The sequence below is a fragment of the Amycolatopsis panacis genome (assembly GCF_003600245.1).
Classification (GTDB): domain Bacteria; phylum Actinomycetota; class Actinomycetes; order Mycobacteriales; family Pseudonocardiaceae; genus Amycolatopsis; species Amycolatopsis sulphurea.
This window is the reverse complement of sequence record NZ_QZFV01000109.1, coordinates 98,829-119,914: the sequence shown is the minus strand read 5'-3', so window position 1 is coordinate 119,914 and position 21,086 is coordinate 98,829. Positions and strand designations below refer to the sequence as shown.

The following is a 21,086-nucleotide window of genomic DNA, read 5'->3' as shown; positions in this document are numbered from 1 at the left end:
GGTCCGCCGGAGCCGGTCAGCCGGTGGGGGCCGCGCGGGCTGACCGGCACGGAACCGCCTGGCGGGCTGCGCGTATCGTGGCCTGCGTGTCTCTACGCAGCCTGATCGCCCGCCTGCCTTACCCGTCGTCCGCGGTTCAGCAGGCCATCGGGATCGCGGCAGTGCTCACGCAGGCAGGGATCGGCGTCACCGGGTCGGTGGTGCGGGTGACCGGCTCCGGGCTCGGCTGCAACACCTGGCCGAAGTGCATCGGCAGCAGCCTCGTCCCGGTGCACCACCCTGGGATCGACACGGTCAACCAGTGGATCGAGTTCTCCAACCGGATGCTCACCGGCGTGGTGATCGTGGTGGCCGCGCTCGCCGTGCTCGCCGCGTGGCGGATCCAGATCGACCACCCGCGGCGGCGCCGGCTGGTGAAGCTGGCCTGGCTGATGCCCGGCGGGGTGGTGCTGCAGGCTGTGCTCGGCGGTATCACCGTGCTCGCGAAGCTGGAATGGTGGACGGTCGCGCTCCACTTCCTCGCCTCCACGCCCCTGGTGTGGCTGGCCGTGCTGCTGCTCAAGGCGTTCCGCGAAGGGGACGAGCCGGCCCGCCCGCTGGTGCCCGCGCTTGGGCGGCGGACGCTGGTGGCGCTGATCGTGCTGATGTGGGCGGTGCTGATCGCCGGGACCACGGTGACCGGTGCCGGTCCGCACGGTGGCGACCTGAACACCCACCGGCTGGCCGTGCCGATCGACCGGCTGGCCCAGGTGCACAGCGGGCTGCTCATCGCCTACCTCGTGGTGCTGGCCGTCTTCGGGCTCACGCTGCTGCGCGCCCGCGCGCCGAAGAGCCTGTGGCAGCGCTACGCCTGGGTGTGGGCGGTCGCGCTCGCCCAGGGCGTGCTGGGCACCGTGCAGTACGCGCTCGGCGTGCCCGAGGCGATGGTCTCCTTTCACGTGCTCGGCTCCGCGCTGGTCATCATCGTCACCGCCACGCTGTGGATCTGCACCCGCGACCGTGGCCCGGTCCTCTCGAGGCTCCCGGCGGCGCCGGAGGAACGGGAACTCACCCCGGCGACCTGACCGCCATCCGGGCGTAACTGCGCGTCGGCCCGGCGGACAGTTCGGCCGCTTACGGTAAGCCGCGAACCGGCCACCGAAGCGCCCCGAGGTGACGCGTCATGACGTCCGCCCCCGTCAGTTCCGGCAAACCTCTCGTCTCCGGCCGCCGCGGGCCGCTGGAAATGGTGGTGCTCAAGACTTTCCTGCTGGTGCCGTTCGCCGCGCTGCTGGCCGCCGTGCCGCTGCTGTGGGGCTGGGGCATCGGCTGGACGGACGTGATCCTGGCGGTGGTCTTCTACGTGTTCACCACCCTCGGGGTGACGGTCGGCTACCACCGCTATTTCACCCACGGCGCGTTCAAGGCCGGGCGGCCACTGCGGATCGCGCTCGCGGTGGCGGGCAGCATGGCCGTGCAGGGTTCGGTGATCTTCTGGGTGGCCAGCCATCGCAGGCACCACGCGTTCGCCGACCGGGAGGGCGATCCGCATTCCCCGTGGCTGTTCGGCACCTCGCCGGCGGCGCTGCTGCGCGGCTTCTGGCACGCGCACATGGGCTGGATGTTCGGCCGCGCGGTGACCAACGCCGACCGGTTCGCCCCCGATCTGACCGGGGATCGGGATCTGCGGGTGGTGAACCGGTTCTTCTGGCTGTGGATCACGCTCAGTCTCGGCCTGCCCGCACTGCTCGGCGGGCTGATCTCGGGCAGCTGGCCGGGCGCGCTGAGCGCGTTCTTCTGGGCCGGGCTGGTGCGCGTCGCGTTCCTGCACCACGTGAGCTGGTCGGTGAACTCGATCTGCCACCTGATCGGCGACCGCCCGTTCGCCAGCCGCGACCGCGCGGCGAACTTCTGGCCGCTGGCGCTGCTGTCCATGGGCGAGTCGTGGCACAACTCGCACCACGCCGACCCGACCTGTGCCCGGCACGGCGTGCTGCGCGGCCAGGTGGACGTCTCGGCCGGGGTGATCCGGCTGTTCGAACGCTTCGGCTGGGCGAGCGAGGTCCGCTGGCCCCGGCCGGAACGGCTGGCGGCCAAACGGATCCGCTGAACTCAGGCCAGCTGCTGCCGCACCGCCGAGGCGAACCGCAGCGGGGCACCGGCGTCCGCGTAGCGGAACCCCAGCGTGGGCTCGGTCAGCTCCATCTCCAGGACCAGCGGACGGCCGTCGTCCCCGCGGATCAGGTCCACGCGGGCGTACAGCAGTTCCGCGCGCAGGATGCTCAGCAGCGAGCAGGCGGCGTCGAGCGCGTCCTCGGCCACCGCGCGCACTTCCGGCGCGGGGACCGCGGCGGCCAGGCGCTCCTCCAGGTACAGCCCGGAAGCGTCCGAGCCGGAGCCGAACATGGCCGCCTTGGTGAAGGCGTGTGAGTAGATCCCGCCGAGGAACACCGCGGCGATCTCCCCCTGAGTGTCCACACTGGACTGAAACGGCTGCACGAGCGCGGTCCGGCCGTCCTCGTGCAGGCCCCGCAGGTGCTCGTCGGCCGCCGGACCCCCGGCGGCGAACTTCGCCACGCCGCGCGAACCCGCGCCGATCGACGGCTTCACCACGAATGGCTGATTCGGCCACATCGCCCGCTCACCCGGCTCGATCAGCTCGGAAGGCACCGTGGGGACCCCCGTGTCGTACAGCTCCACGAGGTAGGCCTTGTCCGTGTTCCAGCGCACCACGGGCGCCGGATTCGCCAGCGACGGAACGCTTTCGCACCAGCCAAGGAACTCTTCGCGGCGGTCCGGGTAGTCCCAGGTCGCACGCAGGACCACCAGGTCCGCCTCCGCGAAGCCCGCCGCGGGATCGTCCCAGGCCGCCCAGCGCACGGTGAAACCCAGGTCGGCGAGCGCGGGCAGGACGATCGCGTCGTCGCCGTCGCCCTCGGGCATCGCGGCACAGGAGGCGAAGTACGCGACGCGGGTCACCGGCCGGCTCGCGGGCCGGCCATCTTGCGCCGGTGCGCGGCGCCGATCTTGACCGCGTTCACGGTCTCGCTGTCCCATTCCGCAGCTGCCAGGTCCTCGACCGCCCCGACCAGCGCGTTCCCGGCTTCGGTCCCGGCCACGAGCACGTCGCCCAGCGCGCCGTCCGCGCCGACGAGCACCACCCGGGCACCGGCACGGCCGATGTTCTCCACCACCGCACGTGAGGGTTTGCCGTGCCGGGCCACGAAATCCCGTGCCGCGGCGACCTGCCGGGCAGTCGGCTCGGTGGGCACGGTCGGCGTGTTCTCGGTCTCCTCAGCCACGTCGCGAGCTTAGCCCGTCACCCCCGGTACCGCGTGAGGGTCGTGTTCTCGGCCATAGTGGACGAGGAAGGCTGCCGAACTCGCGGAGGAGAAACAATGCCGACGGCTGTGCAGATAACCAGGACTGGTGGCCCGGAGGTACTGGAGCCCGCCGAGGTCCCCGTCGGCCCGCCCGGCGAAGGAAAGCTGCTGGTCGACGTCGCCGCGGCGGGCGTCAACTACATCGACACCTACCAGCGTCAGGGCATCTACCCGCTGGAGCTGCCGTTCGTGCTGGGCATGGAAGGCGCCGGCACGGTCGCCGAGGTCGGCGAGGGCGTGACAGGTTTCGCCCCCGGCGACCGGGTGGCCTGGCAGGGTGTGCTGGGCAGCTACGCCGCGCGCGCGGCGATCCCCGCCACCGTGGCGGTGAAGGTCCCCGCAGGTGTGTCCGACGAGGTGGCCGCCGCGACGATGTTGCAGGGCGTCACCGCGCACTACCTGGTTCGGTCCACGTACGAGGTGAAGGCGGGCGACGACGTCCTAGTGCACGCAGCTGCCGGTGGTGTCGGGTTGCTGCTCGTACAACTCGCGAAGGCGCGCGGCGCACGCGTGATCGGCACGGTGTCCACCGAAGAGAAGGCGCAGCTGGCCCGTGGCGCCGGCGCGGACCACGTGATCCGCTACGACCGTGAGGACTTCGCCGCGGTCACGCGCGAGCTGACCGGCGGCGAAGGCGTGGCCGTGGTCTACGACGGCGTTGGCAAGGACACCGTGGACGGCAGCTTGGCGAGCCTGCGGATCCGCGGCACGCTGGCGTTGTTCGGCGCCGCGAGCGGCCCGGTGCCGCCGCTGGACCCACAGCGGCTCAACTCCGGCGGCTCGCTGTACCTGACCCGCCCCACCGCCGCGCACTACGTCCGGACGCGCGAAGAGCTGGACTGGCGCGCGGACGAGCTGTTCGCCGCCGTCCAGGACGGATCCCTCGACATCCGCATCGGCGGCCGTTACCCGCTGGCCGAGGCACGCCGTGCGCACGAAGACCTTCAGGGCCGCCGTACCACCGGCAAGCTGCTGCTGATCCCGTGACGCCGGGTCCGTGCGTGCCCCGCGCGGGGCACGCACGGATCGGATCAGGCCGGGACCGCCACGGCGTCGACCACGAACACCAGCGTCTCGTTGGGCGCGATACCGTTGCCGCCCTTGCCGTAGCCGAGATCCGGCGGGATGATCAGCAGCCGGCGACCGCCCTGCTTGATCCCGGTCAGGCCCTCGTCCCAGCCCTTGATCACCTCGCCGGCGCCGAGGCTCAGGGAGAACGGCTCCTTGCCGAACGAGCTGTCCAGCTGTTTCTTGTCCGACCAGGTGACCAGCGTGTAGTTCATGGTCACCGACTGGCCCGGTTTCGCCTCGGCGCCGGTGCCCGCGGACAGATCCTTGGTGACCAGCTTCTTCGGCGGCGTGCAGTCGTCGGGGACAGCGATCTCCGGGGCCTTGCCGAACTCCCCGGTGGTCTTGATGTCGTCCGCGGTGCACACCCGGGTGGGGGCCGCCGTGGTGTCGCCACCACAGGCGGTCAGCCCGGACCCCACCGCCGCCGCGCAGGCCGCCACGGCCGCGATCTTGCCGATTCTCTGCATACCGGGCACCCTAGCCAAGCCGGTGCAGCGCCGGCACCGGGTCACCGGTCTGGACCACACCGAGCCGCCGGGTCGCCCGGGTCAGTGCCACGTACAGGTCGTTCAGCCCCCGCGGGGACTCGGCCACGATCTCGTCCGGCGCGATCAGCAGTACCGCGTCGAATTCCAGGCCCTTGGCCCGATCCACGGTCAGCACGCTGAGCCGCTCGCCGGCACCCAGCAGCACCCGCAGGTGCTCGTGCCGCGCCGCCGGCACCAGTACCCCGATCGTGCCACCGTCCACAAGGGACAGTTCGGCCCGCACCAGTCCGGGCAGCTCGGCGTCCAGGTCGGTGCTGTGCCTGCTCCACGGGGCCACACCGGTCTCCCGCACCGAGGACGGCGGGGTGAGGCCGCCGCCGAGTTCGGCGAGCACGTCCGCGGCGACGGCCATGATCTCCGCCGGGGTCCGGTAGTTCACGGTCAGCTGCGCCAGCCGCCAGCGATCGGCCACATACGGCGCCAGCACCTCGTCCCAGCTGCGTGCTCCCCCGGCGGTGCCCGTCTGCGCGACGTCGCCGACCAGCGTCATCGACCGGTTCGGAGTGCGGCGCACGAGCAGCCGCCAGTCCATTGCGGACAGTTCCTGTGCCTCGTCGACGATCACGTGGCCGAAGGTCCAGGTGCGGTCCTGCGCCGCCCGCTGGGCCGCGGTCAGCTCGCTGCGCGCCTGCTGCCGTTCGGCGAACAGCTCGGCGTCGAGCACGTCGGACACCCGCAGCATCTCCTCGTCCTGGATCTCCTCGTCCTGTTCGAGGATGTCCAGCACGCCCTCGGCGTACGCGCGTTCCACCCGTTCCCGACGCCGGTTCTGGGCCTGCTCCTCGGAATCGTCCGCGCCGAGCAGCTCGGCCAGTTCGTCCAGCAACGGCACGTCGGCGGGCGTCCACTGGGCGTCACGGCCGCTTTCCAGGTGCGCGCGCTCGGCGTCGGTGAGCAGCGTCCCCGCGGCGCGGGCCAGATAGGCCGGGTCGGCGAAGAGGTCGTCGAGAAGGCCCTCCGGGGTCAGCTTCGGCCACAGCCGCGTCAGCGCGGCCGCCACCGCCGGGCTGGCTGCCAGCTCGGCCCGGATGTCCTGGACGTCCTGGGCGTCGAGCAGATCCTCCCCCAGCTTCCGCGCGGCCTGCCTGGTCAGCGCGTCGAGCACATCGGACACGAACAGCCGGCGCGCGAGATTGTGCGGACGGCGTGAACGGCGGGCCCGCGTCCGCGCCTCCGCGCAGGTTTTCCGGTCCAGCTTGAGGATTTCCCGCTCGTGCTCGATCTCCAGCACCGGATCCGGCACCCGCTGGCGATCGCGGACGGCGGCGGCCAGCACCTCGGCCAGCACCACCCGGCCCTTCACCTCGGCCGCCTCCGGCGATTCCACGCCCACCGCGTCCAGCCCCGGCCACAGCTGCCCGACCGTCGCCAACAGCACCCCGGTCTCACCGAGCGAGGGCAGCACCTGGCCGATATAGCGCAGGAACGTGCTGTTCGGCCCGACCACGAGCACGCCACGCGTGGTCAACTGCTGGCGGTGGGTGTAGAGCAGGTAGGCCGCGCGATGCAACGCCACCGCGGTCTTGCCGGTGCCCGGCCCGCCCTGCACCACCAGCACCCCGCCGAGCGGCGCGCGGATGATCCGGTCCTGCTCGGCCTGGATGGTCGCGACGATGTCGTTCATCTCGCCTGTGCGGCGGCGCTCCAGCGCGGCCAGCAACGCCGCCTCGCCGGCCAGCCCGAGATCCTGGCCCTGATCCGCCGCGCCGAGATCGAGAATCTCGTCGTCGAACCCGGTCACCCGGCGGCTCAGCGAACGCAGGTGCCGCCGCCTGCGCACGCCGTCGGGCGAGGCGGCCGTGGCCAAGTAGAAGGGGCGGGCCACCGGGGCACGCCAGTCGATCAGCAGCGGGCGGTAGTCGTCGTCCTCATCGAACAACCCGAGCCGGCCGACGTAGGTGGTCTCCTCTTCGCGGCCAGGCAGGAAATCCAGCCTGCCGAAGCACAGCCCCTGTTCCACCGAGCCGAGCTGCGCGAGACGATCGGTGTACAGCGTGGTGGCGACGTCGCGTTCCGTACGGGCCTGTGGGGTGCGCCCGGTCTGCCGCAACGTCTCGTCGAGACGGCGCTGGGCGTCCCGCCGCTCGACGTCGAGCTTTTCGTAGACCGCCGAGACGTACGTCTGCTCACGCGCCAGCTCGGCGGCGTGGTCGGACGTGCCGTCCTCGAAGACACGGCTCGTTTCCCGGTCCGGGGACACGGACAAGACTCAATCCTGCTTTCGCTTCGGGGAATGCGGCGGAGGGCCGAGAAGGAACAACGACCGTCCAGCGTACGGCATTCCCCGCCGCGGAGCGCAGGGTCAGAAGGGCAGGCCGAGCGTGGGCAGGCCGATCGCGGCGTCGACCGCCAGCGCCACGAACACGATCATCAGGTACGTGTTGGAGCGGTGGAACAGCGCCATCGGCTTGGTCTCCACGCCCCGGCGTACCTCGGCGTTCAGGCGGTGCGCGTAGAAGAGGAACCAGGCACCGGCGACGACCGCGAAGGTCGCGTACAGCCAGCTGGTGACCGGGAGCAGCAGCAGCGTCCAGGCGACCATCACCCACGAGTAGATGACGATCTGACGGGCCACGTGCTGCGCGGTGGCCACCACCGGCAGCATCGGCACGCCCGCGCGCTCGTAGTCCTCGCGGTACTTCATGCCCAGCGCCCAGGTGTGCGGCGGGGTCCAGAAGAAGATCACGCCGAACATCACGAACGCGGGCCACTGCACGGTGCCGGTCACCGCGGCCCAGCCGATCACCACCGGCATGCAGCCCGCCGCCCCGCCCCAGACCACGTTCTGCGAGGTACGCCGCTTGAGACCGAGGGTGTAGACGAAGATGTAGAACAGGATCGTGACGATCGCCAGGATCGCGGACAGCAGGTTCACCGTGAAGTACAGGACCACGAACGAGGCGACCCCGAGCACCAGGCCGAACACCAGCGCGTTGCGCCGGGGCACCGAGTCCTTCACCAGCGGGCGCCGCTTGGTGCGGTTCATGACCTTGTCGATGTCCGCGTCGATCACGCAGTTGAGCGCGTTCGCGCTGCCCGCGGCCATGGTGCCGCCGACCAGGGTGGCCAGCACCAGCCACGGATCCGGCACCTGGCGCCCGGCCAGGAACATCGCCGGGATCGTGGTGACCAGCAGGAGTTCGATCACCCGAGGTTTGGCGAGCGCGGCGTAGGCGCCGAGCACCCGGCGGAGGCTTCGCCGGGTCCCGTGCGGTCGTGCACCGTCCGGGTGTACGGCGCTGGTGTCGTCACTGCGTCCGTGCGCAGCGTTCACCAACGACATTTCACTCCCTGTGTCAGTTCGGGGCCGGGCGGACCGGAAGATCGTGGTGCCAGTGGTGAATCCGCCGGACCCAGCCCGCGAACGATGGTAACCGTGGCGATTCGCGCGACCCTGCGCGGGGCCGGGACACGCCGCGGAATGTCTGCTCCGTCACGCTCGCGCCGGCCGCCGCCCGGCGGGTCGCCGCGGCCGGTCCGGCCGGCGATTCCGGACCGCCCCCGCCGGAGCACCGGTGACCAGCGCCGAGACGGGCGGCGCACTCACCCGGCCATCGCGGCGGCCGGGTGCGGCGCGACCCACTTGGTGGCTGGTGTTTAGCCCGGCTAAACACCAGCCACCTAGGCGACCACGCATTCACGGGGGCATGAATCATGCCAGCACCGGCCGACCGGGCAACAAAGCCACGATCCCATCGGCCCTGAAGGCCAAGGCCACCCACGCGCCGGCCAGCGTGCGCGTCGGCTGGTCCTCACCGTGGCGACCCTATCGCTGCCCCTCCCCGGGAACCGATGCCACGGCCTCGTGGTACCAGTGTGATCCTGGAAACGATCAAGGGCCAGGCTTCTCCGAGTGCGGTACAAGTACTATTCGCATTCGAGGGGTTGTGTGGATGTTGGATGGTCCGGGATTTCACGTCGATGTCGACGTGGTCGACGGCGCGGCTCGCGGTGTTCGTGACAGCGTGCGAGACCAAAACAACTTCGAGTTGCGCGGATTGTGCGGCGATTCAGGGCTTTATGGGCACGCGGGGTTGCACGACGCATTGATGGACTACTGCGTCAAATGGAGTGCCGGGCTGGATGTTCTGACCGGCGACGCGAGCGAGATCGGCGATACCCTCTCCAGAGCTGTGCAAGCGTACCGGAGCATCGACGAGGCAGCCTCCCGCACGCTGGGCGGTGACCCTGGCACGGGGGCCTTCGAGGGTGGCTGAGCTCGGCGAAACCCAAGACCCCGCTGCCTTGGTACCCGGCAATCCGGAGGCTGTCGAGGAGAATGCCCGCGTACTGAGGGCGCGAGCCGCACGTATGAGCGGGGCCGGTGAAGGTCTGCAGGCGATCAACACCGGCTCGTGGCAAGGGCCGGCGGCGCAGGCGTTCCACGACAAATTCTCCTACGAACCGGGGAAATGGTTCGCCGCCGGGGATGCTTTCGAGTCCGGGGCGAGCGTGCTCGAGGACTACGCGAACACGTTGCGATGGGCGCAGGCTCAAGCGCTGGAGGCCATCCAGCAGCGGAATCAGGGAGATGCCGCCACCGAGCGGGCGCGCGCCGCACACGCGACGGCCACGGCGCAGGCGACAGCCGCGAATCAACCCCCACCGGCGTTCACCGACCCGGGTGAGACCAGCCGCCAGGCCGCACGCGACCTGCTCAACCGGGCACGTACCCAGCTCGCCGAAGCCGGAGACCTCGCCGCGGGAACATTGCGCGGACTTGCAGCTACGGCACCGGACACGTCTAGCTGGATCGACGATGTCGGGAACTTCGTCGCCGACGCCGGTGCTCAGATTGTCAATACCCTGGCCTCGTTCAGCAACGCGATCGTCAACCATCCCGGCGACCTGGTGGAAGCCGCCGCAGGGATCGGGCTCACCGTCATCAGCTCAGCCGGGGAAGGTCTCGGTCTCGTGCTCGACGCCACCGGTATCGGAGCCGCGGCTGGAGTTCCGCTCAACGTCGTGTCCGCGGCCGGAATCGCCACCGGTGCCGGGCTCACCGCCCATGCCATGACCAGCATGGCCATGAGCGCCGCGGGCGACGATCATGTCGAACCGGTCAAGACCAGCCGAGACGGCGGCGACAGCGGACCAACCCCGCCACGACCCGGTAAGCCGGTCGCGCGAGAAGATCTGTCGCCCGGCCAGGAGGCGAACCTCAAGCGGTACGAGAAGAAGCTCCCTGCAACCGCTGAGGAAACGAAGATCACCCAGCTCGAGGACGGGTCGATCCAGATGGAAAGCCGGGTCCCCGGACGAGTCCCCGGATCCTCGGCCACCTACACGAAGGTTGTCTCCGAGGACGGCACGACCATGGGTTACACGAAAACGACTACCCTGCCAGACGGTTCCATCGCGCACGTCAAGGACAAAATGCCGAAATGAACGACCCCACCACGCAAGCACAGCGGACAGGCGCCCTTCGTGACCTCGTGCAACGCCGCGTGCCCGTTCCCCAAGCCCTCGCAGCGCTCACCGATTTCGCCTGGGACAGCGACACAGAACTGGTCACCCTCACCCGCGCCGACGCCGTGCGGTCGCTCCGGGACCACCTGGACGGGACGCTGACCGATAGGGACCTGCAAAGCTGGGCCGACGCCCTTGAAGTACGCGACGACATCGGCCGTGAGCCCGGCTACGAGGACCAACTGACCGAGTTTCTCTTCGAAATCGCCACCCCAGAAGTGGCCGGGCCACTCACACCCGAACGGGCGACGCACTGGATCCAGACCTTCCAGGCACCCACCGCCGGCACCTGAAACAGTTCATGCGACCCGGGTTCCACGACTCGGTTGCCGGGATGGTGATGCGCCACGCCAGAAGACGCTTGACCTCATCCCCGCATCTTGGCGATGAGGTCAAGACCGCGTCCCCGGGCGATCGCTGCGGTGATGGCCAGGCAGGTGCAGATGGGCATGGCCGGAGTCATGTGGCGATACCGGCCACGAGCGGCGCGAGTCTCGCCGGCCTTGCCGTCTTCATCGGTCATCTACCTTCCCGACCGCCGGGCACAGCTCGTGAACGGAGCCGATCGCCATTCCGCCTCCAGCAGCCGCACCGCGTACCGGCCATCCGACGCCGACCCACCACCTCCCGTTCCGGGGAGCTTCCCGATCAAGTCAGCGTGGTATCAGGCTTCACCGCCCTCGCGGACTGTATCGGTCACACGTGTGTGGAGAACGTCGAGCCCGTCGCCGGGAATGGGGATCGGGCTGCCGGTGAGCGTGTACCACTCCGCGGCGTCTTCGTGCTGGATGACGACGGCAGCGGTGCCGTCGCCGCAGTCGATGGTGAGGATGGTGACATCCCCGTGATGCGGGATCAACCGACTCAAACGCAACCGGGCCGTGGCCACCCGGTACGACTGGCCATGCGCTACCAGGCCGTCTGGTCATCGCCTCGATCAACGACTGGCTGCCCCCCTCATGAAACAGGCGCTAGGCTGCCGGGCAGGGGCCGGCCGGTCTGCCTGCGCGCCGCCGCCGGCCGGAATATCGTCCTCTCGGGATCGATTGAGAACATCGGCGGTGCGCACCCGGCACCGCCGTCGGGGACCCGTCACAACCGCATCGACGCAGGAGTTCGAGTTCAGTGCCCGAAACCGCTTCCACCAGCGAGACCAACCCGTTGCTCCGGCGTACCGCGCCGGCCGACTGGACCGAGACCGACACCCGCGCCGTGGACACCGCCCGGGTACTGGCCGCGGACGCGGTCGAGCACTGCGGCAGCGGTCACCCGGGCACCGCGATGAGCCTGGCGCCGCTGGCCTACACGCTCTTCCAGCGCACGCTGCGGCACGACCCGGCGGACCCGCACTGGGCCGGGCGCGACCGGTTCGTGCTCTCGGCCGGGCACTCCAGCCTGACCCTCTACATCCAGCTGTACCTGGCCGGGTTCGGGCTCGAACTGGCCGACCTGGAGCAGCTGCGCCGCTGGGGCTCGCTGACCCCGGGCCACCCGGAGTACCGGCACACCAAGGGCGTCGAGACCACCACCGGCCCGCTCGGCCAGGGGCTGGGCAACGCCGTGGGCATGGCGATGGCCGCCCGCCGCGAGCGTGGCCTGTTCGACCCGGACGCCGCGGCCGGTGAGAGCGTGTTCGACGGGCACATCTACGTGATCGCCTCGGACGGGGACATCGAGGAGGGCGTCACCTCGGAGGCCTCCTCGATCGCCGGCCGCCAGCAGCTGGGCAACCTGGTCGTCTTCTACGACGACAACAAGATCTCGATCGAGGACGACACCACCATCGCCCTGTCGGAGGACGTGGCGAAGCGCTACGAGGCCTACGGCTGGCACGTGCAGACCGTCGAAGGCGGCGAGGACGTCGTCGCGATCGAGCAGGCCATCGCCGCGGCGAAGGCGGAGACCCAGCGGCCCTCGTTCATCGTGCTGCGCACGATCATCGGCTACCCGGCCCCGACGAAGATGAATACCGGCAAGGCGCACGGTGCCGCCCTCGGTGCCGAAGAGGTCGCGGGGGTCAAGAAGGCCCTGGGGTTCGACCCTGAGCGGAGCTTCCAGGTCGAAGCCGAGGTCATCGAGCACACCCGCAAGGCGCTGGAGCGCGGCAAGGAGTGGCGCGCCGAATGGCAGGTCCGCTTCGACGCGTGGGCAGCCGCCAACCCGGAGCGCAAGCAGCTGTTCGACCGGCTCGCCAAGCGCGAGCTGCCCGAGGGCTTCGCCGACGGCCTGCCCGCGTGGGAGCCCGACGCCAAGGGCGTCGCGACCCGCAAGGCCTCCGGCGAGGTGCTCAACGCGCTGGCCGAGCCGCTGCCCGAGCTGTGGGGCGGTTCCGCGGACCTCGCGGAGAGCAACAACACCACCATGAAGGGCGCCGACTCGTTCGGTCCGGCCGAGGCCGGCACCGCGATGTGGAACACCCACCCGTACGGGCGCACGCTGCACTTCGGCATCCGTGAGCACGCGATGGGCTCGATTCTCAACGGTATCGCCCTGCACGGCGGCACCCGCCCGTACGGCGCCACGTTCCTCACCTTCTCCGACTACATGCGCCCGCCGGTGCGGCTGGCCGCGCTGATGGGCCTGCCGGTCACCTACGTGTGGACGCACGACTCGATCGGCCTCGGCGAGGACGGCCCGACGCACCAGCCGATCGAGCACCTGGCCGCACTGCGCGCGATCCCCGGCCTCAACGTGGTCCGCCCTGCGGACGCGAACGAGACCGCGTACGCGTGGAAGGCCGTGCTGGAGGACGTGGCGCACCCGTCCGGGTTCGCGCTGACCCGGCAGAACGTGCCGGTCCTCGAAGGCACCAGCGCCGAGGGCGTGCAGAAGGGCGGCTACGTGCTGGCCGACGCCTCCACCGGCGAGCCGCAGGTCATCCTCGTGGCGACCGGTTCCGAGGTGCAGCTGGCCGTCGAAGCGCGCAAGACGCTCGAAGCCGACGGCGTGCCCACCCGCGTGGTGTCCATGCCGTGTATCGAATGGTTCGACGCGCAGGATCAGGGGTACCGCGATTCCGTACTGCCGCCGTCGGTCAAGGCGCGGGTCTCGGTCGAGGCCGGGATCGCCATGCCGTGGCAGCGGTTCACCGGTGACGCCGGAGTGAACGTTTCGATCGAGCACTACGGTGCCTCGGCCGACGCGGCCACACTGTTCCGTGAGTTCGGCTTCACCGCCGAGGCGGTCGTCGAAGCCGCCCGCCGTTCGATCGCCGGCACCAAGAACTGAACTCCTTCTCGAAGGGAATCTCATCATGACCATTGATCGGCTCGCGCAGCTCTCCGAGGCCGGCGTCTCGATCTGGCTGGACGATCTTTCGCGGGAACGCCTGAACACCGGCAACCTCGCCGCGCTCGTCCGCGACAAGCACGTCGTCGGCGTGACCACGAACCCGACCATCTTCGCGAACGCGCTGTCCGACGGCGCCGCCTACGACGCCCAGGTCAAGGAACTCGCCGACCGCGGCACGGACCTGAGCGGCGCCGTCCGGGAGCTGACCACCACCGACGTGCGCAACGCCGCGGACCTGTTCCGCGACGTCTACACCGCCACCGGCGGCGTGGACGGCCGCGTTTCGATCGAGGTGGACCCGCGGCTGGCCAAGGACACCGGCAAGACCGTGGCCGAGGCCAAGGATCTGTGGAAGACCGTCGACCGGCCGAACGTGCTGATCAAGATCCCGGCGACCGCCGAGGGCCTGCCCGCGATCACCGCGGTGCTCGCCGAGGGCATCAGCGTCAACGTCACGCTGATCTTCTCTGTCGAGCGGTACAAGGCGGTCATCGAGGCCTTCTTCGCCGGCCTGGAGCAGGCGAAGGCGAACGGTCACGATCTCAAGGGCATCCACTCGGTCGCGTCCTTCTTCGTGTCCCGTGTGGACAGTGAAGTCGACAAGCGGCTGAACGCCCTGGGCACCGGCGAGGCCAAGGCGCTGCTCGGCGAAGCGGCCATCGCGAACGCGCGGCTGGCGTACGCGGCCTTCGAGGATCTGTTCGCTTCCGACCGCTGGAAGGCGCTCGCCGAGGCCGGCGCCAACGCGCAGCGGCCGCTGTGGGCCTCCACCGGCGTGAAGGACCCGGCCTACTCCGACACGCGCTACGTCGACCAGCTCGTGGTCAAGGACGTGGTGAACACGATGCCGGAGAAGACCCTGGATGCGGTCGCCGACCACGCGGAACTCGGTTCTGCCTCAAACGCCGGCGGGCTGGCGGGCGACACCGTCACCGGCCGCGGCCAGGAGGCGCAGGCGGTGTTCGACAAGCTCAGCGCCGCCGGGATCGACGTGCCCGACGTGTTCGTCACCCTGGAGAACGAGGGTGTGGAGAAGTTCGAGAAGTCCTGGCAGGAGCTGCTCGACACGGTGACCGGCCAGCTGGACAAGGCGAAGGGCTGAACCCGAGACATGACCACAGGGGACGAGACCGGCGTCGAGATCGTCGACGCCGAACTGGCAGGCAAAGCCGCGCCGCTGGCCGACCGGCTGGCCGCGGAGGGGGCCGCCTCGAAGCTCGCCGCACAGGACGCCACGCTGTGGGGTCCGGACGCCGAGCCCGAGGCGTCGATCCGGTTGTCGTGGACGACGCTGCACAAGTCGTCGCGGCCGCTGATCGGGGAAATCGAGGCGCTGCGCGCCGAATTGCGCAGCGAAGGCGTGGACCGCGTGGTGCTCGCCGGCATGGGCGGTTCCTCGCTCGCGCCGGAGGTCATCACGGCCACCGCCGGGGTACCGCTGACCGTGCTCGACACGACCGATCCGGGCCAGGTGGCCGACGCGCTCGCGGGCGATCTCGACCGCACCGTACTGGTGGTGTCGTCGAAGTCCGGCGGCACCGTGGAAACCGACAGCCACCGGCGGATCTTCGCCAAGGCGTTCGCGGACGCGGGCATCGACGCGACCCGGCGGATCGTGGTCGTGACCGACCCCGGCTCGCCGTTCTCCGCACTGTCCGAAAAGGAGGGTTACCGCAAGACCTTCCTGGCCGACCCGCACGTGGGCGGCCGCTACTCGGCACTGACCGCGTTCGGCCTGGTGCCGGCCGGGCTCGCCGGGGCGGACATCGCGCGGCTGCTCGACCAGGCCGCGTCGGCGGCCGAAGCGCTGGCCGCGGACACCACGGACAACCCGGCGATCAAGCTCGCCGCGGCGTGGGGCGCGGCGCACGAAGCAGGCGCCGAAAAGGTGGTACTGGCCGACACCGGCTCCGGGATCAAGGGTTTCCCGGACTGGGCCGAGCAGCTGATCGCAGAGTCCACCGGCAAGCTCGGCACCGGCCTGCTGCCGGTCGCCGTCGAAGGCCTGGACGCCCCCGGTTTCGCCGACGCCGAGGCGGACGCGACCCCGGTCGCGATCGGCGTGCCGGAAGGCGCGGCGAAGATCTCGGTGACCGGCTCGCTCGGCGCGCAGTTCCTGCTGTGGGAGTTCGCCACCGCGCTGGCCGGGCGGCTGCTCGGGATCAACCCGTTCGACCAGCCGGACGTCGAAGCCGCGAAGAAGGCCGCGCGGGCTCTCCTGGATGACCCGGAGAAGCTCAAAGGCGATGAAGAACCGGCCACTGTGGACGGTGCAGTTGCGATCTTCGGCAGCGAAGGTGTTGCCACCGAAGGAAAACTCACCGACGTGCTGCGCGCGTTCTTCGGCTCGGTGACCGAGGGCGGGTATATCGCGGTGCAGGCTTACCTGGACCGGCTCGACGACGCCTCGACTTCGTTGCTGCGCAGCGAGATCGCGAAGCGGACCGGGGTACAGACCACCTTCGGCTGGGGGCCCCGGTTCCTGCACTCCACCGGGCAGTACCACAAGGGCGGCCACCAGAACGGCAGCTTCCTGCAGATCACCGGCGCGGTCGCCGAGGATCTGGACGTGCCGGACCGGCCGTACACCCTGGGCCGGCTGCAGCACGCGCAGGCGCTCGGCGACGGCCAGGTGCTGGCCGAACACGGGCGCCCGGTGCTGCGGCTGCACCTGACCGATCGGGCCGCCGGGCTGGCCGAGCTGGTCCGCGCCGTACAGGAGGTGGCCGAGTGACCTGGCGCAACCCGCTGCGGGACGAGCGGGACAAGCGGCTGCCGCGGATCGCCGGGCCGTCCAGCCTGGTGATCTTCGGGGTGACCGGCGACCTGGCCCGCAAGAAGCTGATGCCGGCCATCTACGACCTGGCCCACCGCGGGCTGCTGCCGCCCGGCTTCTCGCTGGTCGGCTTCGCCCGCCGCGACTGGGAGCACCAGGACTTCGGCGAGCTGGTGCACGATTCGGTGCGCGAGCACGCGCGGACCCCGTTCAAGGAGTCGGTGTGGAACCGGCTCGCCGAGGGCATCCGGTTCGTGCAGGGCACCTTCGACGACGACGACGCGTTCGACCGGCTCGCGCGGACCGTGCGCGAACTGGACGAGGAACGCGGCACCGGCGGCAACACCGCGTTCTACCTGTCCATCCCGCCGGGCGCGTTCCCGGTGGTCACCAAGCAGCTGGCCCGGTCCGGGCTGGCCCAGGCGGACGAGAACACCTGGCGCCGCGTGGTGATCGAGAAGCCGTTCGGGCACGATCTCAAGAGCGCCAAGGAACTCAACGGGATCGTGAACGACGTCTTCCCCGAGGAGTCGGTGTTCCGCATCGACCACTACCTCGGCAAGGAGACGGTGCAGAACATCCTCGCACTGCGCTTCGCCAACCAGCTGTTCGAGCCGTTGTGGAACGCGAACTACATCGACCACGTGCAGATCACCATGGCCGAGGACATCGGTCTCGGCGGCCGCGCGGGGTACTACGACGGGATCGGCGCCGCCCGCGACGTCATCCAGAACCACCTGCTGCAGCTGCTCGCCTTCACCGCGATGGACGAGCCGCTGTCGTTCGAGCCGAAGTCGCTGCGTGCGGAGAAGGCGAAGGTGCTGGCGGCGACCAAGCCGGTGCACCCGCTGCACGAGACCACCGCGCGCGGGCAGTACGCCGGCGGCTGGCAGGGCGGCACGAAGGTGCCCGGCCTGCTGCAGGAAGCGGGCTTCGCGAAGGACTCCACGACCGAGACCTACGCCGCGGTGACGCTGGAGGTGCAGAACCGCCGCTGGGCGGGGGTGCCGTTCTACCTGCGCACCGGCAAGCGGCTCGGCCGCCGGGTCACCGAGATCGCGGTGGTCTTCAAGCGTGCCCCGCACCTGCCCTTCGATTCGACCGCGACCGAGGAGCTGGGGCAGAACGCCCTGGTCATCCGGGTACAGCCGGACGAGGGCATCACGCTGCGGTTCGGCTCGAAGGTGCCGGGGACCACGATGGAGGTCCGCGACGTCACGATGGACTTCGGCTACGGGCACGCGTTCACCGAGTCCTCGCCGGAGGCCTACGAGCGGCTGATCCTGGACGTGCTGCTGGGCGAGCCCTCGCTGTTCCCGGTGAACGAAGAGGTCGAGCTGTCCTGGGAGATCCTGGACCCGGTGCTGAACCACTGGGCGAAGCTCGGCACCGCGCCCGAGGAGTATCCGCCGGGGAGCTGGGGTCCGAAGTCCGCGGACGAGATGCTGGAGCGTACCGGCCGGAACTGGAGGCGTCCGTGATCCACAATGGCGAAGCCGATCACGGCCGCCGACCAGGTACGGGTGTCCCGCAAGAACACTGGAGGCGTCCGTGATCATCGATCTGCCGTCGACGACCACGTCGGCGCTGAACAAGAAGCTGGTGGAGATCCGCGAGCAGGGGGGCCAGGTCGCGCTGGGCCGGGTGCTGACCCTGGTCATCGTCGCGGACGACGACGCCAAGCTCGAGGACGCCATAGAGGCCGCGAACGACGCCAGCCGCGAGCACCCGTCGCGGGTGATCGTGGTGGCCAAGGGCGCGCGCACCGCGGCTCCGCGGATAGACGGCCAGATCCGCGTGGGCGGCGACGCCGGGGCGAGCGAGGTCATCGTGCTGCGGCTGTACGGTGCGCTGGCCACGCAGGGGCAGAGCGCCGTGGTGCCGCTGCTGCTGCCGGACGCGCCGATCGTGACCTGGTGGCCGGAAGCCGGGCCGAAGGCCCCGGCGGAGGATCCGCTCGGCGAACTCGCGCAGCGGCGGATCACCGATTCGGCCGCGGAAAAGAACCCGATCCGCTCGCTCACCACCCGCGCGAAGTCCTATGTGGAGGGTGACACGGATCTGGCCTGGACCCGGCTCACGCACTGGCGGGCCCAGCTGGTCTCGGCGCTGGACCTGCCGCCGTACGAGAAGATCACCGGCGCGACCGTGACCGGTGAGGCGGATTCGCCGTCCACCGAGCTGCTGGCGGGCTGGCTGGCCGAGTACCTGAAGGCTCCGGTGCGGCGGATCAAGAGCTCCAGCGCGCAGGGCATCATCTCGGTGCAGCTGGAACGGCGCTCCGGCGCGGTCGAGCTGACCCGCCCGGACGGCCGGGTCGGCACGCTGACCCAGCCGGGCCAGCCGACCCGGCGGATCGCGCTGCAGCGGCGGAGCAACCTGGAGTGCCTGGTGGAGGAGCTGCGCCGGCTCGACCCGGACGAGATCTACGAGGCCGCCCTGCACGGCCTGCACAAGCTCGCCCCCTCCGGCACCGGCAAGCCCGCCGGGGCGAAGCCGAAATCCGCCCGCGGTGCGAAGGCTCCGGCCAAGAAGGCGGGGAAGAGCACGGAAAAGAGCGCCTCGTGAGCCGGACCGAGGTCGTCGTCTACGAGAACCCGGAGCTGCTCGCCGCGGCCGCCGCGGCCCGGCTGGTCACCCGGATCGTGGACGTGCAGGCGGCGCGGGGCTCGGCGTCGGTGGTGCTCACCGGCGGCGGCACCGGCATCGCGGTGCTGCGCGAGCTGCGGGAGTCCCACGCCCGGGACGCGATCGACTGGTCGCGCCTGGACCTGTACTGGGGCGACGAACGGTTCGTCCCGGCGGATTCCGGCGAGCGCAACGAAAAAGGCGCGCGCGAGGCACTGCTGGATCACGTGCCGCTCGCCCCGGAGCGAGTGCACGCGATGGCCCCGTCGGACGGCGAGTTCGGCGACGACGTGGACGCTGCCGCCGCCGCGTACGCGAAGGTTCTCGCCGACGCGGCCGAGGACGGCGAGCAGGTCCCGGCGTTCGACATCGTGCTGCTGGGTCTCGGCGGGGAAGGGCACACCGCGTCGGTGTTCCCGGACTCCCCCGCCGTGCACGAGACACAGGCGACGGTGGTGGCGGTGCGGGATTGCCCGAAGCCGCCGCCGACGCGGGTCTCGCTCACCCTCCCGGCCATCCGCCGGGCACGCGAGGTCTGGCTGATGACCGGCGGCGCAGCCAAGGCGGACGCCGTCGCGCAGGCGCTCGCCGGCGCGCCGGAGACACAGATCCCGGTGTCCGGAGCGCGCGGCTACCACCGCACGCTGTGGCTGCTCGACCGCGAAGCGGCCGGCAAACTCACGAAGGTCTACCAGCCGCCCGGCAGCTGACCTTCAAACGCTGTGAAGGGCACCTTCACGGACTCTGCGTCCGTGAAGGTGCCCTTCACAGCTTCTACGGCGTACGGAGCCGCGCTCAGCCGACGATGTCCAGATCGAACTCGGCATTGGTGCTGTACTCGAAATCCGCCCACACTGCGCCGGGCAGCGAATAGCGGCGGTGCGACACGACCTTCGGGTCGAAGCCGGATTCTTCCTTCGGGTTGTGACCGATGCCGGCTTTGTCGCTGCCCCAGGCATGGATGTTGCCCAGGAACACCGGGGTGGGCGCGAGGCCGTCGGGCCCGAGCCACGGCCGGATGACGATCGCCGCGGTGTCGCTGCCGGACAGCAGGAGCCGTACCGAGGTGATGTCCTTGCTCGGCGCAAGCTTCAGTCGTTCCATCAGTTCCGTCACCTTTCCTGCCGCGGCCGGCGCACCGGTGAGATGCGCGTTCGTATAGGACTCGTCGAGGTCGATGCCGTTCGCCCTGATCCCGGGCACCTGTCCGGTGCTGGAGTACTGGTGGAGGTCGTAGCGGCCCGCCGCAGGGTCGGGGCGGGCGCCGTAGCGGGCGATCCAGATGACCAGGCCCGGCACGCCCCAGGTGTCCGGGCGCAGCTTCTTCGCCAACGCGTTGTTCAGGTACACGCCCGGCCGGAAGCCCTGCCGCGCGACCTCGTTGCAGAACGCGGTGGCGAAGTCGCGCTTCCGGCCGTCCGGGATGTTGGGCAGCCGGGACGACGCGGGGTTGTCCTCAAGATCGAGCATCGGCGCACAGCCGGTCGCGCCGAGCCGGCGGACCTCGCCGAGCAGGACACCCGCCTGGGCCTCCGGGCCCGGGTTCGCCTGCACGAAGTGGTATCCGCCGACCGGGATGCCGGCCGCCCTCGACCCCGCGACTTCGGCGTCCCCGGCGCCGCCCGCCGGTCTGCCCCCGCCATCGGACAGTTTGACGTACACGTACGTCACACCATGGTTGCGGACCGCCTGCCAGTCGGTCACGTGCTGGAAGCTTCGGTAGATATCGATACCCAGCGCCATACCCGCCAGGATGACGCAGTTCACCCGCTCCCGCGATCGACGCGGTCCGGGCAAACGGACGAGCCATAGCTCGGCCGATGAGCGGATCACCACTATGTGGGACCGGCCTTAAGGTGAACGTAAGGTGGTTTGATCAACACGGAGTGAGTTCAGCGCGCACATCCTCACCCGAACAGCCTAGGCGGCGAGATTAACAGA

The 21,086-nt window shown here is 70.3% G+C and carries 20 protein-coding genes; 12 read left to right on the top strand and 8 right to left on the bottom strand.

Annotation, left to right across the window (positions count from 1 at the left end):
* Positions 1-86: 86 nt before the first annotated feature.
* Positions 87-1,064, top strand: coding sequence for a COX15/CtaA family protein (locus D5S19_RS23735; protein WP_120025602.1), 978 nt, complete (start codon positions 87-89; stop codon positions 1,062-1,064).
* Positions 1,065-1,162: 98 nt separating this feature from the next.
* Positions 1,163-2,089, top strand: a complete 927-nt coding sequence (locus D5S19_RS23730; protein ID WP_120025601.1) for an acyl-CoA desaturase — start codon at positions 1,163-1,165, stop codon at positions 2,087-2,089.
* Positions 2,090-2,091: 2 nt separating this feature from the next.
* Here D5S19_RS23730 and D5S19_RS23725 read toward each other — a convergent pair whose 3' ends face one another.
* Together D5S19_RS23725 and D5S19_RS23720 are read right to left on the bottom strand one after the other, a co-directional pair.
* Positions 2,092-2,958, bottom strand: a complete 867-nt coding sequence (locus tag D5S19_RS23725; protein WP_233574113.1) for an ATP-grasp domain-containing protein — start codon at positions 2,956-2,958, stop codon at positions 2,092-2,094.
* Complete coding sequence (locus D5S19_RS23720; protein ID WP_120025600.1) at positions 2,955-3,281, bottom strand: hypothetical protein; 327 nt, start codon at positions 3,279-3,281, stop codon at positions 2,955-2,957. The genes D5S19_RS23725 and D5S19_RS23720 overlap by 4 nt, the downstream gene beginning before the upstream one ends.
* A gap of 96 nt (positions 3,282-3,377) precedes the next feature.
* On the opposite strand from D5S19_RS23720, the gene D5S19_RS23715 reads away from it, so the two are divergent.
* Entirely contained in the window at positions 3,378-4,349 is a 972-nt protein-coding gene (locus D5S19_RS23715; RefSeq protein WP_120025599.1) for a quinone oxidoreductase family protein, read from the top strand.
* Positions 4,350-4,393: 44 nt separating this feature from the next.
* Here D5S19_RS23715 and D5S19_RS23710 read toward each other — a convergent pair whose 3' ends face one another.
* The 3 genes from D5S19_RS23710 to D5S19_RS23700 all read right to left on the bottom strand — a co-directional run bounded on the left by D5S19_RS23710 (position 4,394) and on the right by D5S19_RS23700 (position 8,264).
* A complete protein-coding gene (locus D5S19_RS23710) occupies positions 4,394-4,900 on the bottom strand; it encodes an FKBP-type peptidyl-prolyl cis-trans isomerase (RefSeq protein WP_120025598.1) in 507 nt (168 codons plus the stop codon).
* 10 nt (positions 4,901-4,910) lie between these two features.
* Complete coding sequence (locus tag D5S19_RS23705) at positions 4,911-7,181, bottom strand: HelD family protein (protein ID WP_120025650.1); 2,271 nt, start codon at positions 7,179-7,181, stop codon at positions 4,911-4,913.
* A gap of 102 nt (positions 7,182-7,283) precedes the next feature.
* Positions 7,284-8,264, bottom strand: a complete 981-nt coding sequence (locus D5S19_RS23700; RefSeq protein WP_120025597.1) for a heme o synthase — start codon at positions 8,262-8,264, stop codon at positions 7,284-7,286.
* A gap of 610 nt (positions 8,265-8,874) precedes the next feature.
* On the opposite strand from D5S19_RS23700, the gene D5S19_RS23695 reads away from it, so the two are divergent.
* From D5S19_RS23695 to D5S19_RS23685, 3 genes are read left to right on the top strand one after another with little or no spacing between them, the layout of a single operon-like run.
* The gene (locus D5S19_RS23695) at positions 8,875-9,198 is read left to right on the top strand and encodes a hypothetical protein (protein ID WP_120025596.1); all 324 of its coding nucleotides are present in this window, start codon (positions 8,875-8,877) and stop codon (positions 9,196-9,198) included.
* Positions 9,191-10,369 carry a putative T7SS-secreted protein gene (locus D5S19_RS23690; RefSeq protein WP_147397500.1) on the top strand — a complete coding sequence of 393 codons (1,179 nt, stop codon included), beginning with the start codon at positions 9,191-9,193 and terminating at the stop codon, positions 10,367-10,369. Before D5S19_RS23695 ends, D5S19_RS23690 begins: the two co-directional genes overlap by 8 nt.
* A complete protein-coding gene (locus D5S19_RS23685) occupies positions 10,366-10,743 on the top strand; it encodes a hypothetical protein (RefSeq protein ID WP_120025594.1) in 378 nt (125 codons plus the stop codon). Before D5S19_RS23690 ends, D5S19_RS23685 begins: the two co-directional genes overlap by 4 nt.
* A gap of 74 nt (positions 10,744-10,817) precedes the next feature.
* Here the strand turns inward: D5S19_RS23685 and D5S19_RS32100 are convergent, their stop codons facing one another.
* Positions 10,818-10,973: a hypothetical protein gene (locus tag D5S19_RS32100; protein ID WP_158605622.1), complete on the bottom strand. Its 156-nt coding sequence runs from the start codon at positions 10,971-10,973 to the stop codon at positions 10,818-10,820.
* Positions 10,974-11,114: 141 nt separating this feature from the next.
* On the bottom strand, positions 11,115-11,339 hold the full coding sequence (locus D5S19_RS23680) for a hypothetical protein (RefSeq protein WP_147397499.1): 225 nt from the start codon (positions 11,337-11,339) through the stop codon (positions 11,115-11,117).
* Between the two features lie 236 nt (positions 11,340-11,575).
* On the opposite strand from D5S19_RS23680, the gene tkt reads away from it, so the two are divergent.
* The 6 genes from tkt (at position 11,576) to pgl (ending at position 19,855) form a co-directional block, all read left to right on the top strand.
* The gene (tkt, locus tag D5S19_RS23675) at positions 11,576-13,678 is read left to right on the top strand and encodes a transketolase (protein ID WP_120025592.1); all 2,103 of its coding nucleotides are present in this window, start codon (positions 11,576-11,578) and stop codon (positions 13,676-13,678) included.
* 25 nt (positions 13,679-13,703) lie between these two features.
* The gene (gene tal / locus D5S19_RS23670; RefSeq protein WP_120025591.1) at positions 13,704-14,843 is read left to right on the top strand and encodes a transaldolase; all 1,140 of its coding nucleotides are present in this window, start codon (positions 13,704-13,706) and stop codon (positions 14,841-14,843) included.
* A 9-nt stretch (positions 14,844-14,852) separates the two neighbouring features.
* The gene (locus D5S19_RS23665; RefSeq protein WP_120025590.1) at positions 14,853-16,475 is read left to right on the top strand and encodes a glucose-6-phosphate isomerase; all 1,623 of its coding nucleotides are present in this window, start codon (positions 14,853-14,855) and stop codon (positions 16,473-16,475) included.
* Positions 16,472-17,998: a glucose-6-phosphate dehydrogenase gene (gene zwf, locus D5S19_RS23660; RefSeq protein WP_120025589.1), complete on the top strand. Its 1,527-nt coding sequence runs from the start codon at positions 16,472-16,474 to the stop codon at positions 17,996-17,998. The genes D5S19_RS23665 and zwf overlap by 4 nt, the downstream gene beginning before the upstream one ends.
* Positions 17,999-18,068: 70 nt before the next feature.
* Positions 18,069-19,085 (top strand): glucose-6-phosphate dehydrogenase assembly protein OpcA, encoded by a 1,017-nt coding sequence (opcA, locus tag D5S19_RS23655; protein WP_120025588.1) that lies wholly within the window; start codon positions 18,069-18,071, stop codon positions 19,083-19,085.
* A complete protein-coding gene (pgl, locus tag D5S19_RS23650) occupies positions 19,082-19,855 on the top strand; it encodes a 6-phosphogluconolactonase (protein ID WP_120025587.1) in 774 nt (257 codons plus the stop codon). The genes opcA and pgl overlap by 4 nt, the downstream gene beginning before the upstream one ends.
* An 85-nt stretch (positions 19,856-19,940) precedes the next feature.
* Here pgl and D5S19_RS23645 read toward each other — a convergent pair whose 3' ends face one another.
* Positions 19,941-20,888: a glycoside hydrolase family 25 protein gene (locus D5S19_RS23645; RefSeq protein WP_120025586.1), complete on the bottom strand. Its 948-nt coding sequence runs from the start codon at positions 20,886-20,888 to the stop codon at positions 19,941-19,943.
* Between the last annotated feature and the right edge of the window lie 198 nt (positions 20,889-21,086).

Excerpts from the sequence above, each read along its gene's own strand:
- D5S19_RS23695 (WP_120025596.1), top strand. The coding sequence starts at position 8,875 with ATGTTGGATGGTCCGGGATTTCACGTCGATGTCGACGTGGTCGACGGC.
- D5S19_RS23715 (WP_120025599.1), top strand. The coding sequence starts at position 3,378 with ATGCCGACGGCTGTGCAGATAACCAGGACTGGTGGCCCGGAGGTACTG.
- tal (WP_120025591.1), top strand. The coding sequence starts at position 13,704 with ATGACCATTGATCGGCTCGCGCAGCTCTCCGAGGCCGGCGTCTCGATC.
- D5S19_RS23710 (WP_120025598.1), bottom strand. The coding sequence starts at position 4,900 with ATGCAGAGAATCGGCAAGATCGCGGCCGTGGCGGCCTGCGCGGCGGCG.
- D5S19_RS32100 (WP_158605622.1), bottom strand. The coding sequence starts at position 10,973 with ATGACCGATGAAGACGGCAAGGCCGGCGAGACTCGCGCCGCTCGTGGC.
- D5S19_RS23700 (WP_120025597.1), bottom strand. The coding sequence starts at position 8,264 with ATGTCGTTGGTGAACGCTGCGCACGGACGCAGTGACGACACCAGCGCC.
- D5S19_RS23645 (WP_120025586.1), bottom strand. The coding sequence starts at position 20,888 with ATGGCGCTGGGTATCGATATCTACCGAAGCTTCCAGCACGTGACCGAC.
- D5S19_RS23685 (WP_120025594.1), top strand. The coding sequence starts at position 10,366 with ATGAACGACCCCACCACGCAAGCACAGCGGACAGGCGCCCTTCGTGAC.
- D5S19_RS23730 (WP_120025601.1), top strand. The coding sequence starts at position 1,163 with ATGACGTCCGCCCCCGTCAGTTCCGGCAAACCTCTCGTCTCCGGCCGC.
- D5S19_RS23665 (WP_120025590.1), top strand. The coding sequence starts at position 14,853 with ATGACCACAGGGGACGAGACCGGCGTCGAGATCGTCGACGCCGAACTG.